This window comes from Salmonella sp. SJTUF14076 (assembly GCF_015534835.1).
Classification (GTDB): Bacteria; Pseudomonadota; Gammaproteobacteria; order Enterobacterales; family Enterobacteriaceae; genus Salmonella; species Salmonella enterica.
This window is the reverse complement of record NZ_CP064674.1, coordinates 3,899,537-3,914,619: the sequence shown is the minus strand read 5'-3', so window position 1 is coordinate 3,914,619 and position 15,083 is coordinate 3,899,537. Positions and strand designations below refer to the sequence as shown.

The 15,083-nt window shown below is 49.3% G+C and carries 10 protein-coding genes; 6 read left to right on the top strand and 4 right to left on the bottom strand.

Annotation, left to right across the window (positions count from 1 at the left end; genetic code table 11):
* Window positions 1-7 precede the first annotated feature (7 nt).
* Window positions 8-1,579 carry a bifunctional metallophosphatase/5'-nucleotidase gene (locus tag HU143_RS18935; RefSeq protein ID WP_000262866.1) on the bottom strand — a complete coding sequence of 524 codons (1,572 nt, stop codon included), beginning with the start codon at window positions 1,577-1,579 and terminating at the stop codon, window positions 8-10.
* A 98-nt stretch (window positions 1,580-1,677) separates the two neighbouring features.
* Complete coding sequence (locus tag HU143_RS18930; RefSeq protein ID WP_000791534.1) at window positions 1,678-2,439, bottom strand: outer membrane protein OmpK; 762 nt, start codon at window positions 2,437-2,439, stop codon at window positions 1,678-1,680.
* Window positions 2,440-3,033: 594 nt separating this feature from the next.
* On the opposite strand from HU143_RS18930, the gene HU143_RS18925 reads away from it, so the two are divergent.
* From HU143_RS18925 to nhaR, 6 genes are all read left to right on the top strand, one after another.
* The gene (locus HU143_RS18925; RefSeq protein WP_020839613.1) at window positions 3,034-4,527 is read left to right on the top strand and encodes a sulfatase; all 1,494 of its coding nucleotides are present in this window, start codon (window positions 3,034-3,036) and stop codon (window positions 4,525-4,527) included.
* 98 nt (window positions 4,528-4,625) lie between these two features.
* Window positions 4,626-5,816 (top strand): anaerobic sulfatase maturase, encoded by a 1,191-nt coding sequence (locus HU143_RS18920; protein ID WP_000971148.1) that lies wholly within the window; start codon window positions 4,626-4,628, stop codon window positions 5,814-5,816.
* An 18-nt stretch (window positions 5,817-5,834) separates the two neighbouring features.
* Window positions 5,835-7,097: a transposase-like zinc-binding domain-containing protein gene (locus HU143_RS18915; protein ID WP_185191064.1), complete on the top strand. Its 1,263-nt coding sequence runs from the start codon at window positions 5,835-5,837 to the stop codon at window positions 7,095-7,097.
* A gap of 117 nt (window positions 7,098-7,214) precedes the next feature.
* Window positions 7,215-8,930 (top strand): aryl-sulfate sulfotransferase, encoded by a 1,716-nt coding sequence (locus HU143_RS18910; protein WP_023226874.1) that lies wholly within the window; start codon window positions 7,215-7,217, stop codon window positions 8,928-8,930.
* A 162-nt stretch (window positions 8,931-9,092) separates the two neighbouring features.
* Window positions 9,093-10,259 carry a Na+/H+ antiporter NhaA gene (gene nhaA / locus HU143_RS18905; RefSeq protein ID WP_000681340.1) on the top strand — a complete coding sequence of 389 codons (1,167 nt, stop codon included), beginning with the start codon at window positions 9,093-9,095 and terminating at the stop codon, window positions 10,257-10,259.
* A 61-nt stretch (window positions 10,260-10,320) separates the two neighbouring features.
* Entirely contained in the window at window positions 10,321-11,220 is a 900-nt protein-coding gene (nhaR, locus tag HU143_RS18900) for a transcriptional activator NhaR (protein WP_000062872.1), read from the top strand.
* 54 nt (window positions 11,221-11,274) lie between these two features.
* On the opposite strand, the gene HU143_RS18895 is transcribed toward nhaR, so the two are convergent.
* Window positions 11,275-13,314 carry a TIM-barrel domain-containing protein gene (locus HU143_RS18895; protein WP_023226873.1) on the bottom strand — a complete coding sequence of 680 codons (2,040 nt, stop codon included), beginning with the start codon at window positions 13,312-13,314 and terminating at the stop codon, window positions 11,275-11,277.
* 39 nt (window positions 13,315-13,353) lie between these two features.
* Complete coding sequence (locus HU143_RS18890; protein WP_000099989.1) at window positions 13,354-14,727, bottom strand: MFS transporter; 1,374 nt, start codon at window positions 14,725-14,727, stop codon at window positions 13,354-13,356.
* Between the last annotated feature and the right edge of the window lie 356 nt (window positions 14,728-15,083).

The following is a 15,083-nucleotide window of genomic DNA, read 5'->3' as shown; positions in this document are numbered from 1 at the left end:
TTATGGCTTATTTGCTAATATCATCCACGCGCATGGTGTGGTCAGGTTGAATATTGTTAACCTGCTTCATATAGTTAACCAACGCTGGTGCGGTTTGTATCCCTATATATTTGATATTTTTACCTTTAGTGAAGGTAAATCCGCCACCACCTTTACCGATAAAGGAATCCAGCGCGACGGTATAGAGTTTATTGTCTTCTACCGGTTTGCCTTTGATATCAAATTCAACAATACGCTGGCCCAGCGGTTTGGTGCTGTCATATTTAAACTGGACGGTTTTCGATACGTGCAGCATACCGTTTTTCAGATCGGCAGCGTGTGACATGATGGATTTCAGGTCCTTACCGCTGATTTCCATGCTCATGACATCGTTGGTGAACGGATACATACTCAGCACATCACCATAGGTGATATTACCTTTAGGCAATTCGGTACGGATGCCGCCAGCATTATAGAAGGAAGCGTCGGCGCCAGGAACGGTAGCCATCAGGGCATCGGTGATTAAGTTGCCGGTTGGCGCGGATTCACCGTAAGAACGGGTCAGCACTTCCGGAGAGTGCGCGACCACCTCATCGGTAATTTTCTTAACCTTGTTATCCCATTCGTCAATTTTGGCCTGCGTGACCGGATCTGGCTTATAAGTATCCGCATACATGGTGATCAACTTACCATTGTAGCTGTCCACTTTTTTGGTTTCCGGGTTCCAGTCAAGTACCAGTTTACCTAATTCGATGGTGTACGCATCCGTGGAAACGACAAGAGTATCGCCCACTTTAATCGGTTCTGGCGTACCTTTATGCGCATGGCCGGTAATCAGGACGTTAAGTCCATAGCCTTCCAGTGATTTCGCCATATCAACGTCGGTTTTCAGCGCGCGTGCGACATCAGCCTCGCCCGCGCTGGACTGCATACCCGGCACGCCTTCGTGGGCGAGCAGCACGGTCAGGTCAACTTTCCCTTTTAACTCTTCCAGCTGTTTTTTCACATAAGGAATCGGATCGCGGCAGTCAACGCCTTCACGCACGCCTGCAGCAATCGCTTCATAGAATGCGGAAACGCCGTGCATACCGATGACGCCGATCTTGAATCCATCTTTTTCCACGATGGTATACGGTTCTTTAATTAATGGCGTATCTGTGCCGCTGTAAAAAACATTATCCAACAATACCGGGAATTGCAATTTGCTGAGTTGTTTAACCAGATTCTCATGGCCATGGTCAAATTCATGGTTACCGACAGAGACGGCGTCGTAAGGCATGGTATTTAAAATATCAATAATAGCCTCGCCTTTGGTCAGCGTACTGATAAAAGGTCCGGTGAAATAGTCGCCAGCATCAAAGAAAAAGACATCTTTCTCTTTCGCTTTTGCATCTTTGACAATTTTCGAGATGGGCGCAAAGCCGCCTACCGGACGTGTCTTGGATACATAGGGGATAATTTCTGGGGTTACATGGGCATGTAAATCGTTTGTATAATAAATTGTGATGTCACGCGCATCGGCTGAAAAGGAAATGGCTGAAGACAAACCAATGCACAGCGACAGTAGGGATATCGAAAACTTTTTGTTCATATAAACCATCCATTTACGCTACATTAAAGAAAAACAATGCCTGTAGTCGTGTCATTCACGACTACAAACCGGGGAAATTAAGTAATATTCATCAAGTTTATTAATTATTAAAACTCGAAGCCGATCAGGTAATTCATACGGTCGCCGTAGCCGTCATACCCCAATTTATTATTGAAGTAACGGTAAGAGACGGAGGCGGTCCATCGCGGCATAAATTTCCATGTAAACGTTACCGCGCCGTTCAGGCCGGTCGTCCCACCCTGTTGTTCGGCGTAGGCATCATTACGATCCATTTCAACTTCGTTCCAGTTTGAAATGACGAACTTTTCATTAAACATATCGAAGTTATAAGCCGCGACCCAACCGAGAACATAACCGTTAAAGCCTGTCGCCTGTCCATACTTTTTAGAGGTATAATCGTTCGATAAGTTATGAACAGCGAAATAGGGCTTAATAAAGCCTGATGGGCTGGTTAAACCCAGATAACCTACCCCGTACATCATGTTTAATTCATCACCGAATTTATTCTCCATCGACATATAGAGTTTCATCATTGCGGTAAAGTTAGAGCCTTCTACCACCCTATAATGTCCCAGAAATTGGGTAACATGGTTACGGCCTTCTACCGGATGGTTGAGCACGTTCATTTCATAAAATGATGCAAATTCGCCCCTGTCAAACACGGCGCCGAAATCGGCTACCGCTTTCCACACTTCGCCGCGATCGACATTGACAAAGCCTTTATTCCAGTCGCCATATCCGAAGCTAAGTTTACCGTATACGCGTTTCAACTCCGCTGCCTGGCCATTAAAGCAAGAGAAAAGAACACATGCGGCGAGTAGACTATTAATATATTTCTTATTTTTCATGCTCAACTCCATGAGGTAAAAACACAGTGAAATGTTGTGTAAAGAAGCGAATTCTAAGGAGTGTCTTTTTATACGTAGGTGATAGATGTCTCAAAAATATCAGCGACATATAATCGTCAAATATTCGTGTCAGATAATGTTGTTTATTACGTGATAACTATTTGATTTATAGTTTATGTCTCTGTTGTAAAAGTCACACCGGATAGCATGAAATTAATGAAACTTCGAATGGGAATAATCTCTCGCAAAGACAACTTACTGCCATTAAATGAGGGTGTTACCGTTCAAACAGCAACATATATTGACATCACAATAGCGGTTCTGACATATGGGCCATATTTGAGATCTGCATCACTCGTTCGCGATTTCTTTTTTTATAGACTGCTTCAGGCGTGTTTTCTTTAGCACGAAATATATTTATGGTATTAATATTATAATGAGTGTGAATAATTTTCTACGATAAAACGATGTTAATGGAAGAAATATAAGACAAATCGAATATATATAGTGCAATTAATTCAGGCTGTATTCCGCAGCCGGGTCTATCGGCAAATATATCGTAATCAGACCGTGCGATAACTCAAAGGAGTTGAAATGAAAAGAACAGTCGTTGCCAGTATGATAGGGTTGGCGCTATGCGCTGGAAGCGTATTATCAACCGCGCAAGCGGCAACCGCAAAGCGTCCTAACTTAGTCATTATTCTGGCGGATGATTTAGGGTATGGCGATCTCGCCACCTACGGGCACCGCATCGTTAAAACACCTAACATAGACAAATTGGCGCAGGAGGGGGTGAAGTTTACCGACTATTATGCGCCAGCGCCTCTGTGTTCTCCTTCCCGCGCGGGCCTGTTAACCGGTCGTATGCCGTTCCGTACCGGAATCCGTTCCTGGATACCGGAAGGCAAAGATGTTGCGCTGGGGCGTAATGAACTGACTATCGCCAATCTGCTAAAACAGCAGGGCTACGATACGGCGATGATGGGGAAATTACACCTGAATGCGGGCGGCGATCGCACCGATCAGCCGCAGGCGAAAGACATGGGCTTTGACTATACGTTTGTTAATCCGGCGGGATTTGTCACCGATGCTACGCTGGACAACGCCAAGGAGCGCCCGCGCTATGGCGTGGTGCATCCTACGGGGTGGATTCGTAATGGCCAACATATTGGCCGCGCAGATAAGATGAGCGGCGAGTTTGTGAGCTCTGAAGTGGTGAACTGGCTGGATAATAAAAAAGACGATAATCCGTTTTTCTTATATGTCGCCTTTACCGAAGTCCATAGCCCGCTGGCGTCGCCGAAAAAATACCTTGATATGTATTCGCAGTACATGACCGACTACCAGAAGCAGCATCCGGATCTGTTCTACGGTGACTGGGCAGACAAACCGTGGCGCGGTACCGGCGAATATTACGCCAATATCAGCTATATGGATGAGCAGGTCGGTAAAGTGCTGGATAAAATTAAGGCGATGGGCGAGGAAGATAACACTATCGTCATCTTTACCAGCGACAACGGCCCTGTCACGCGCGAAGCGCGTAAGGTGTACGAGCTGAACCTGGCCGGGGAAACCGACGGTCTGCGCGGACGTAAAGACAACCTGTGGGAAGGCGGCATTCGCGTACCGGCAATCATCAAATACGGCAAGCATATTCCACAGGGAATGGTAACGGACACGCCGGTATATGGTCTTGACTGGTTGCCGACGCTGGCCAACATGATGGACTTTAAACTCCCGACCGATCGTACCTACGACGGTCAGTCTTTAGTTCCGCTACTGCAGGACAAGACGTTAAAACGCCAGAAACCGCTGATCTTCGGTATCGATATGCCGTTCCAGGACGATCCGACGGATGAGTGGGCGATCCGCGACGGCGACTGGAAGATGATCATCGATCGCCAGAATAAACCCAAATATCTCTATAACCTGAAAACCGATCGTTTCGAGACGCTCAATCAAATTGGTAAACAGCCGCAGATTGAGAAACAGCTTTACGGTAAGTTCCTGAAGTATAAAAAGGATATTGATAACGATTCGCTGATGAAAGCCCGTGGCGATAAGCCGACGCCTGTCACCTGGGGCTAATGGAATAATTATAAAAAATTAAGTATGCCACTTAGGGCTATGCCCACCTGATCCGGTCACTCTGTGCCGGATCAGGTTCTTTTATTTCAGGGAAGGTAATGATGTTTGGGAAAAGTTGTCAGGTCATGGTTAAACCAACCGGATCGGTGTGTAACCTTGACTGTAAGTACTGTTTTTATCTGGAGAAAGAAAAGCTCTATCCGGATCGAAAAAACCATTACAAAATGTCGGAAGAGACCCTCGAACTCTTCATCAGGCAGCAGATTGCCGCACAGGATATTGATGAGGTCATTTTTGCGTGGCAGGGCGGGGAACCCACATTAATGGGCATCCCGTTTTATCGTAAAGCCGTTGAATTTCAGCAGCGCTATTGTGGCGGCAAAACCATCGTCAATACCTTCCAGACCAACGGCATCCTGATCAACGATGACTGGGCGACCTTCTTCCGGGAGCATGATTTTCTGGTTGGCGTCTCTATTGATGGCGATGCCGCGTTACACGATGAATGGCGAGTGACGCGCTCCGGAAAGCCGACGCATGAAAAAGTAGAAAATGCGGTGCGTTGTCTGGCGCAGCACGACGTAGAATTTAATACCCTCACGGTGGTTAACCGTACCAATATGCATCATCCTGTTCAGGTCTATCGCTACCTGAAAAGCATTGGTAGCCGCTATATGCAATTTATCCCTTTAGTTGAACGCTGTGGGGAAAATGGGCTGGCGCAGCCGCAGGATAAACATATCGCGATGACGCCGTGGTCGGTCGATAGCCTGCAATTTGGTCAGTTTCTGAATGCGGTATTTGATATCTGGATCCGTGAGGATATCGGCGATATCGGCATCCAGCTATTTGAACAGACGCTGGCGGCCTGGTGCGGCCTGCCGCCGCAGGTTTGCGTTTTTGCTCCCACCTGCGGCAGCGCGTTTGCGATGGAAATGAACGGCGATGTTTATAACTGCGATCACTTCGTATATCCGCAATTTAAACTGGGGAATATCCACCAGAAGACGCTGCGTCAAATGAATCAAGGCGAACAAAATCGCCAGTTCGGCAGCGATAAACAGCGTTCAATGGCGCAGGAGTGCCATCGCTGTCAATGGAAGTTCGCCTGCTATGGCGGCTGTCCGAAACATCGTTTTTTACCCTCCGCGTCAGGCGCAACCAATCATAACTATCTGTGTGCAGGTTATCAGGCTTTTTTCTCGCATACCGCGACGGCGATGAGTGCCATGCGAACCCTGTATGAAAAAGGCATCTCACCTGCAGAAATAAAGTCAATATTTGTTTGAAGGTAGTATTCGCAGGGAGTGAATATGTTTTCTCACATTAATGTCGATGCTTGCAAAACGTCAGGCTGCAAAAATCTGGGGATTCTGGGGAGTCCAGACTATCTACCGCAAGGGAAAAATGTTCTCTGTCGAGCGTGCGGCTTTTTGTTCCCCATTATCTCAGCCAGATCGCTTAATCTTTTTCGCCAGGCGGCGAATCAACCCTGGAAAGGTCTGGTGAAGTCCTGTCCGCATTGTGGCGGGACGTCGCTGAAAAAATATGGCTTTTCCACTAAAGGTGAACGGCGTATGTATTGCCGCCAGTGTAATAAAACGTTCATCTCCTATACCGCTATCAGAAGCGACGCCAGACAAGAGAACCTTGCCACGTTGATTGGCGAAGGAGCGTCGCTAGTTGAAATACGCGCGGCGCTGGCGATAGACAGCACGGGTTTTAGCCGCGAATTACAAAAACTGTCCCGTCGCGCTAATCAAGCGGAACGCGATTTTGTGTTTCCCGCGTTTGACATCGCTATGAGCACGCGGGCGTTTCGTGTGAAATTTAACGGCGGCGACAGCAGCTTATACGTGCTGGTGACGGCGGAAGAGGAGAGCGGTAAGGTCGTCGCGATCTCAACGAATTACTCCGCCCAACCGGTGGAAGCGGATTATCAATATCATTCTGATTACGAAGAACGACTTCCGTCCGGCACGCTGGCGCATCTGGTGCAGCGAAAAGAGGCGCTGACCATGCGCCGCAATGTATTATTTGATGTGGATTACGGCCCCGCCGTTTTATATAAAAACGATCCGGGGATGTTAGTAAAACCCGTATTACCTGCTTATCGACATTTTGAGTTGGTTCAGGCGTTGACGGATGAGCGTTCCCTGAATGTCCAGCATTATCTCGATCACGAATGCTTCATTCTGGGCGGCTGTATGATGGCGAATTTTAGCTATCTTCGTCAGGGGCGCTGCCATATTTCGTTTGTGCGTGAAAGAGGCGTTACGCCGCCCAAACGCGATCTCCCTCCGCGGTTGTTTTTGAGCGGCGGAATTCGCAACAACGTCTGGCGTACATTTTCCACACGGGATTATGCGATGGCGGTATGCAATCTCACAGGAAATAAAAAGGTGAGTTTGTTACGCCATGCGACGTTAAATAGCGCGACGGCGTTTATTCGTTATGTTCACAACCATCCCTTCCTGCCGCATCTTAACCGGATGTCTCCAGGCAATGTTGTTGCCGTACTGGATTACCTAAAATTTGAATATAACGCTTCACGTGAAATAAATTGCTAAAATAAAAGGTGTAATGAGCTGTTTTTACGGCATTTTATTCGGTCGGCATAAAAATCCAGAGTATTAATTTTCGTGGTCCCATGAGGGGCGATGAGATTAATACACTGGAGATTTATCATGAATACGTTGACTGCAACATCTGTTGTCCTTCCTGCGCCGCGTCCGGCGATTAATCAGGGTATCGATATCAATAATGAAATGGTGCTTAACCATACCGCTATTTATGAAAATTGCCTTGCGCAGGTCACGCAAGAGAATACGGTAGAAAATGCGCTCATGTTGTTAGACCCTTACGGCACGGCGCCTTTAAGCGCCTATGCCGGCGTCTGGAGTCTGGAACCGGCTGAGATCATGGTCACGGTCCAGGATGCGGCAAAAACGGCGATGCCGATAGAACATCTTTACACCCTTACGGCAGGCGCAAATCTGTTGCCGGTTCTGGGGCTGGTAGCGGAGACTGAAAACCATATTGTCTTTTCTCAGGCAGATACGCCACTTGCCGTCTATACGCTCACCACACAGCCGCTACCGCCGGTAGATTCCGCAGAGGTCGTATTAGGTTTTCCGATTATCAACGTGACGCAACCTGCTACCGATGCGGACAAGATGGCGCCAGGGTTTTATTTTATTACGCATTTCGATCGCTATAATTACGCATTAGATCAGAATGGTCTGGTGCGCTGGTACGTTACTCAGGATTATCCGTCTTATAATTTTGTTCGAATTGATAATGGCCATTTCCTCACTACTTCAGAAGCGAAAAATACCTATCTGGATATGTATGAGTTCGACATGATGGGGCGTCTTCACACATTCTATAATCTCGATAATCAATTTCACCATTCTATCTGGCCGTGGGACAGCAATACCATTGTTGCGCCCTCTGAATATACCTCGGGTCGGCCCGACGATTTGAAAACCAATGAAGACGGCGTATCGGTTGTCGATCTGACTACCGGACTGGAGACGGCTTACTACGATATGGCGAAGGTGCTGGATACGACGCGGGTTTCCCGTCCTTCAGGTACGGCGCCGGGAGAAGACCCGACGGTTAAAGACTGGCTGCATATAAACCAGAGTTACGTGAATGAGACGAATCAGTTGTTAATTGCGTCCGGGCGTCATCAGAGCGCGGTGTTTGGCGTCGATCTGCAAACGCAAGCGTTACGCTTTATTTTGTCAACGCATGAAGACTGGGACGACGCTTATCAGCCTTATCTTTTAACCCCGGTCGACAGTGAAGGTGTGGCGCTTTATGACTTTAGCAAACAGGAGGATATCGACGCGGCCGACCGTGACTTTTGGACGTGGGGCCAGCATAACGTCGTTGAAATCGCCAATAATACGCCGGGTATAGTGGAGTTTATGGTATTTGATAACGGTAACTACCGTTCGCGTGATGACAGCAAAAGCCTGTTACCGCCGGATAACTACAGCCGCATTGTCCATTTCGTGGTGAATATGAATGAGATGACCGTTATGCGGCCATTTGAATACGGCAAGGAGCTGGGCGCGCGTGGCTACAGTAGCTGCGTTAGCGCGAAAGCGATCCAGCAGAATGGCAATATTGTGGTGCATTTTGCTGACTGCACATTTGATGAAAATGGCCGCGCCATCTCTTGCCAGCCTGGCGAGAGCGATATTATCGATCCGCAGGCGGGCAGCGAGGCGATGGGGCTGCTAATTTTACAGGAGATTGCGCCTACGGAGAAAACCGTGCTTTTTGAAGTGACTATGACGTCAGGTTACTACAAAAACGCGGAAACGAACGGGGAAGGCTATCGCTACGATATTACCAGTTTCCGGGTGTATAAAATGGATCTGTACGCGTAGCGGTCTATCATCAATGACTGACTGCACTAAAAAGGTCCGGCGTAAGTCGGACTTCATTTCGTAAAAAACGAGCTATTCATCATATATAATCTAATTTTAACGATGAGTCAGGCGAGGTAAGATAGTAGATCCGAAGAATTCACCTGATTGAGAGAATAAAAAGTGAAACATCTGCACCGATTTTTTAGCAGCGATGCCTCTGGGGGCATCATTCTCATCATCGCCGCTGCGCTGGCTATGCTGATGGCCAATATGGGCGCGACCAGTGGATGGTATCATGATTTTCTGGAGACGCCGGTTCAGCTACGGGTTGGGGCGCTTGAGATCAACAAAAACATGCTGTTGTGGATCAACGATGCGCTGATGGCCGTGTTTTTCCTGTTGATTGGCCTGGAAGTTAAGCGCGAACTGATGCAAGGCTCGTTAGCCAGTCTGCGCCAGGCCGCTTTTCCGGTGATTGCCGCCATCGGCGGGATGATTGTACCGGCATTGCTCTATCTGGCCTTTAACTACTCCGATCCGGTCACTCGCGAGGGCTGGGCTATTCCTGCCGCGACGGATATCGCCTTTGCGCTGGGCGTGCTGGCGCTGTTGGGCAGCCGGGTTCCGCTGGCGCTGAAAATTTTCCTGATGGCGCTGGCGATCATCGATGATCTCGGCGCCATCGTTATTATCGCACTGTTTTATACCAGCGATCTTTCTATCGTCTCGCTGGGCGTGGCGGCGTTCGCGATTGCCGTGCTGGCGCTGCTGAACCTGTGCGGCGTCAGACGGACTGGGGTATATATTCTGGTCGGGGCAGTGCTGTGGACGGCGGTACTGAAGTCCGGCGTTCACGCGACGCTGGCAGGCGTCATTGTCGGTTTCTTTATTCCACTGAAAGAAAAACACGGTCGCTCGCCGGCCAAGCGTCTGGAGCATGTTCTGCACCCGTGGGTCGCGTACCTGATCCTGCCGCTCTTCGCTTTTGCGAATGCCGGTGTTTCTCTTCAGGGCGTCACGATTGACGGTCTGACCTCCATGCTGCCGTTGGGAATTATTGCCGGTCTGCTGATTGGTAAGCCGCTGGGGATTAGCCTGTTTTGCTGGCTGGCGCTGCGTTTCAAGCTGGCGCATCTGCCGCAGGGGACCACTTATCAGCAAATCATGGCGGTCGGCATTTTGTGTGGCATTGGCTTTACGATGTCCATCTTTATCGCCAGCCTGGCATTTGGCAATGTCGATCCGGAACTTATTAACTGGGCGAAATTGGGCATTTTGATTGGTTCATTGCTCTCCGCAGTGGTGGGGTATAGCTGGTTGCGCGCGCGTTTGAACGCGCCGGCATAACCAGTACGAAGGAAAGGGGGAGCGATGTATCGCTCCCTTGCGACATTGAACAGGGAGAGGAATGAGCATGTCTCATATTAACTACAACCATCTTTATTACTTCTGGCATGTCTATAAAGAAGGTTCTGTCGTGGGTGCCGCAGAGGCGCTTTTTCTGACGCCGCAAACCATTACTGGTCAAATTAAAGCCCTGGAAGAGCGTTTACAGGGGAAGCTATTTAAACGTAAGGGACGCGGTCTTGAGCCCAGCGAACTGGGCGAGCTGGTTTTTCGCTATGCGGACAAAATGTTTACGCTAAGCCAGGAGATGCTGGATATCGTCAATTACCGCAAAGAATCAAACCTGTTGTTTGATGTCGGCGTCGCCGATGCTTTATCCAAGCGTCTGGTCAGCAGCGTTCTGGATGCGGCGGTGGTGGTAGACGAACCCATACATCTGCGTTGCTTCGAGTCCACGCACGAAATGTTGCTCGAACAGCTCAGCCAGCACAAGCTGGATATGATTATCTCCGACTGCCCGATAGATTCCACGCAGCAGGAGGGTCTATTCTCAGTCAAAATCGGCGAATGCAGCGTCAGTTTCTGGTGTACGAATCCGCTTCCTGAAAAAGCGTTCCCTGCCTGCCTGGAAGAGCGACGGTTGCTGGTGCCGGGACGTCGCTCGATGCTGGGGCGTAAGTTGTTGAACTGGTTTAATTCGCAGGGGCTACAGGTTGAGATCCTCGGTGAATTTGATGACGCGGCCTTAATGAAGGCGTTTGGCGCGACGCATGATGCGATTTTTGTGGCGCCGAGCCTTTATTCGCTGGATTTTTATGCCGATGAGTCGGTAATAGAGATTGGGCGCGTGGAGAATGTCATGGAAGAATATCATGCGATTTTTGCCGAGAGAATGATCCAGCATCCGGCGGTGCAGCGTATTTGCAATGCGGACTACTCGGCATTGTTTAAGCTACAGTAGACATACCTACCGTAATACTTCCGGCTGCGGTACTAACCCGCAGCCGGAATCATTCTACAAATTCAGCAGGCTACGGTACTGCCCACCTTCGCGGATAAACACCGGAATTCTGTTCAGTGGCGTAGCGTAATGCAGCGTCTGCCCTCCTGAATAGCTTTCACCAGTCGCAAGATCCGTCCATGTTTCCCCTTCTGGTAGCCAGACATCACGTTCGCGCATACCTTCATGCATGACGGGGGCGATCAGCAGGTCAGGACCAAAACAATACTGGTCGGTGATTGTCCAACTTGTTTCCTGTTCGGGGAATTCAAAGAACAGGGGGCGCATCACTGGCGTATTGTGCTTATGGGTTTCCTCCATCAGCGCTTTGATATAGGGCTTGAGTTTTTCTCGCAACGCCAGGCAACCTGTCAGTACCTCGCATACTTCCTCACCGTAGCTCCAGACCTCGTTCGGCGCACCTGTAGGGCATTGAGCAATGCCATCCCGATACGGTTGCGCGGGTAAAATCTGCGGATCGCGGTTGCCGTGCAGACGCATCACCGGGCTAAAGACGCCCCACTGGAACCAGCGAATCAGCAATTCATGGAATTTCGGGTCGTGAATATTACCGCCATGAAAACCGCCGATATCCGTCGTCCACCACGGTATCCCCGCGATTCCCATATTGAGTCCGGCGGCAAACTGGTTGCGCAGCGATCTAAACGAGGAGTGAATATCCCCTGACCAGACCAGCGCGCCGAACTTCTGACTGCCGGCCCAGGCGCAGCGTAGCAGGTTGATAACCTGGTCTTCGCCATCGGCTTTCATGCCGTCAAAAAAGGTTTTAGCGTACATACGTGGGTAGATATTGCCCACTTCCAGTACCGGCCCGGCATGGTAGCGATAGTTGTCGTAGTCGTAAACGCTGAACTCAGGTTCGGCTTCATCTAACCAGAATAACTTCACGCCTTTATCGTAATAGTTGCGTTTGGCTTTGCCCCAGACGTAGTCGCGCGCGCCCGGATGAGTCGCATCAAAGTAAGTGGTATTGCCGAGGAAATCCATATTGATCGGCAAGCCACGTTCCGTTTGTACCAGCCAGCCGTTTTCGCGCATCTCCCGATAGCTTTCGGTACGGTTATCCACCGTCGGCCAGACGGAGACCATCAGCTCAATTCCCAGCGATTTCAGCTCGGCAATCATGGCGTCAGGATCGGGCCAGTCGCGCGCATCGAACATCCAGTCACCCTGATTCGGCCAGTGAAAGAAGTCGATAACGATCACCGAGATAGGTAGATTGCGGCGCTTATATTCGCGGGCGACCTCCAGCAGCTCTTCCTGCGTACGATAACGGAGTTTGCACTGCCAGAAGCCCATGGCGTAGTCCGGCATCATCGGCGGCGTGCCGGTAGCCAGCGCGTAAGCCCGGCTAATTTCTGCCGGGGTATCGCCAGCCGTGATCCAGTAGTCCAGCTGTTCGCTGACCTGCGCTTCCCATTCGGTAACGTTTTGGGCAAAGGTTACGCGTCCGACTGCCGGGTTGTTCCATAAAAATCCGTAGCCCAGACTGGAGAGCATAAACGGTACTGAGGCCTGGGAGTTGCGTTGCGCCAGCTCAAGCACGCATCCTTTGAGATCCAGGTTGGCCTGTTGATACTGCCCCATGCCATAAATTTTTTCCCCTTCGGTGGCTTCGAAGCGGGCTTTCAGTGAATATTTCCCACCCTGAATCGGGCGGAACTCGCGTCCCTCAAGGTTGAGTGCGCTGACGTACTGGCCGTGAGATGATTCATCCTCGCCAATTTCGCCCCGCAGGCGCCAGAACTCCTGCAACAGGGGTTTGTGTGGATGGCGGTAAAAGGTAACCTGTCCTTTTTGATTGACGATAGCGATAATTTTGCCGTTGGTCAGCGTTGCCTGGTGGTGCTCATAATCAATGTGGCACTGGCTTTCTGCGACTGGCTCAGTCAATGCCCAGTCTTCATTTCTCATTACCGGCAGATGACGGCCGCTGCGTACGCGCAGGCTGTTCTCGCCCCAGGGTTCAATCCATAAATAGCGATCGTTTTGCTGCCAGACCAGACGACGTGGGTCTTGTTGCATAAATGGCATGGTGGTGCCTCCCATATTCGAGGGTGAAGGTAAAGAACGTTATGAGTTGACGGTTTCCAGATCGTGGCGAATCTTCTCTTCCATCGCTTCGTATTTGCGAAAGAAAAGTAGTGGGATCGCTGCGAGCGCGAAGAGTAGGGCGGGTGCCCAGATAAAGGCCCAGATAATGCCCTCCAGACCCGCAGCACTCTGGGCATGGTTGGGGACATAGCCAAAACTGTTCATGATCCAGGCGGCGAAAGCGGTGCCGAGGCCACTACCCATCTTGATGCAGAAGGTGCTGCCGAAGGCGATAAGAATGCCGGTAGCCTTAATACCGGTCTTCCAGGCGCCGAAATCGACGGCGAAGCCCAGCATGGCAAATGGCATTGAGCAGGCGATACCGCTGCCGATATTGCCGAGTATCCAGGCGGCGATGAGGAAAGTAATGTTGTCCGCTGCCAGCCACATCATGACGCCGCCAAACGTGGCGACCAGCAGACCGCCTACCCATATCCAGGTTTTAGCCAGGTATTTGCTAAAGAAGGGGATAGCGATGATAAACAGGATCTGAATCGTCGCCAGGCTGTTAATCAGCGGTACCAGATCTTTACGGTCGAGGTTGTAGGTCAGATAATAGACAATGGTCGTGTTGCGCTGCTGTAGGGCAATCCAGAAGATCAGATTAGCCAGCACCATCAGGATCCACGGCCAGTTACCTTTCATCGCCGCGAAACTTTTTTTCATCGGCAACTTAGGTTCATGCTGTATTTTATCCGTATCCATTTCACGAATGTTTTTAAACGCAAAGAGCGTTAGCGCGCAGGATATAATGGCAAACGTAATTGCTGTATAAATAAAACCAGCGTGATCATCACCGTTACCTAAAAAAGCGACTAACGGCAAGGCGGTCGCGTTCATTAATAAAACCCCAATTTGCCCACCGGTCATTCGCCAGGAATTTAAAACCAGTCTTTCTTTGGGAGATAAGGTCATCAGGGGTAATATTGCACTGAGTGGTGTATTAAGTCCGGTAAATAGAATGCTGGCAATCATATAAGATATTGCTGCATAGATGGCTTTTCCTGTCATACTGATATCAGGAGACCAAAATGACAGCGCGCTGAATACCGCAAAAGGCAGCGGTAACCATAAAAACCAGGGACGACATTTACCGTAGCGTGAACGCGTTTTATCGATGATGATCCCCCATATGGGGGCGTCTATGCCATCGATAATACGCGCCAGCAGCAGGATAACGCCTGCTACGGCAAGGCTAATGCCCGCAACGTCTGTGTAGAAATATAAAATGTACGTTGAACCGAAGCAGTACAGCAGATTACCCGCCACATCCAAAGAGCCGTAGCTAATACGCTGTAGTAAAGACAATGATGCTGACCCGGAAGGCTGGGTATCCTCAATGACAGAACTCATAATGATAACTCCGATATTGGTACGATACGCCCAGAAAAACAACCTCTACTTTCTAAGCAAGTTTTGAATATTATTTTTATGTCGTTTTTGAATTTAACCTCAGATTAAAATGAGTAAGTAAGGTGTACATGAAAAGTAGTTAACCCGACGGCATCAATCAATTATTAAATCTTACATCAGGATTGCGTTTATTAGTTTTTGAATGAGCGATGTTTTTATTTGCTAAGGTGGTCACAGTTTTTTCAGTAATGAAATAAGAAAAGGAAAACAGTGAAAGAAAATAACTTTCAAGTATTACGTGACTAAGGGAGGGGTAGCTGAAAAAATAGGCTGGTCAGGAAGAGCGTGAACGAGTG

Coding starts and splice junctions, on each gene's coding strand:
- HU143_RS18935 (WP_000262866.1), bottom strand. CDS start 1,579: ATGGTTTATATGAACAAAAAGTTTTCGATATCCCTACTGTCGCTGTGC.
- HU143_RS18930 (WP_000791534.1), bottom strand. CDS start 2,439: ATGAAAAATAAGAAATATATTAATAGTCTACTCGCCGCATGTGTTCTT.
- HU143_RS18925 (WP_020839613.1), top strand. CDS start 3,034: ATGAAAAGAACAGTCGTTGCCAGTATGATAGGGTTGGCGCTATGCGCT.
- HU143_RS18920 (WP_000971148.1), top strand. CDS start 4,626: ATGATGTTTGGGAAAAGTTGTCAGGTCATGGTTAAACCAACCGGATCG.
- HU143_RS18910 (WP_023226874.1), top strand. CDS start 7,215: ATGAATACGTTGACTGCAACATCTGTTGTCCTTCCTGCGCCGCGTCCG.
- nhaR (WP_000062872.1), top strand. CDS start 10,321: ATGAGCATGTCTCATATTAACTACAACCATCTTTATTACTTCTGGCAT.
- HU143_RS18895 (WP_023226873.1), bottom strand. CDS start 13,314: ATGCCATTTATGCAACAAGACCCACGTCGTCTGGTCTGGCAGCAAAAC.
- HU143_RS18890 (WP_000099989.1), bottom strand. CDS start 14,727: ATGAGTTCTGTCATTGAGGATACCCAGCCTTCCGGGTCAGCATCATTG.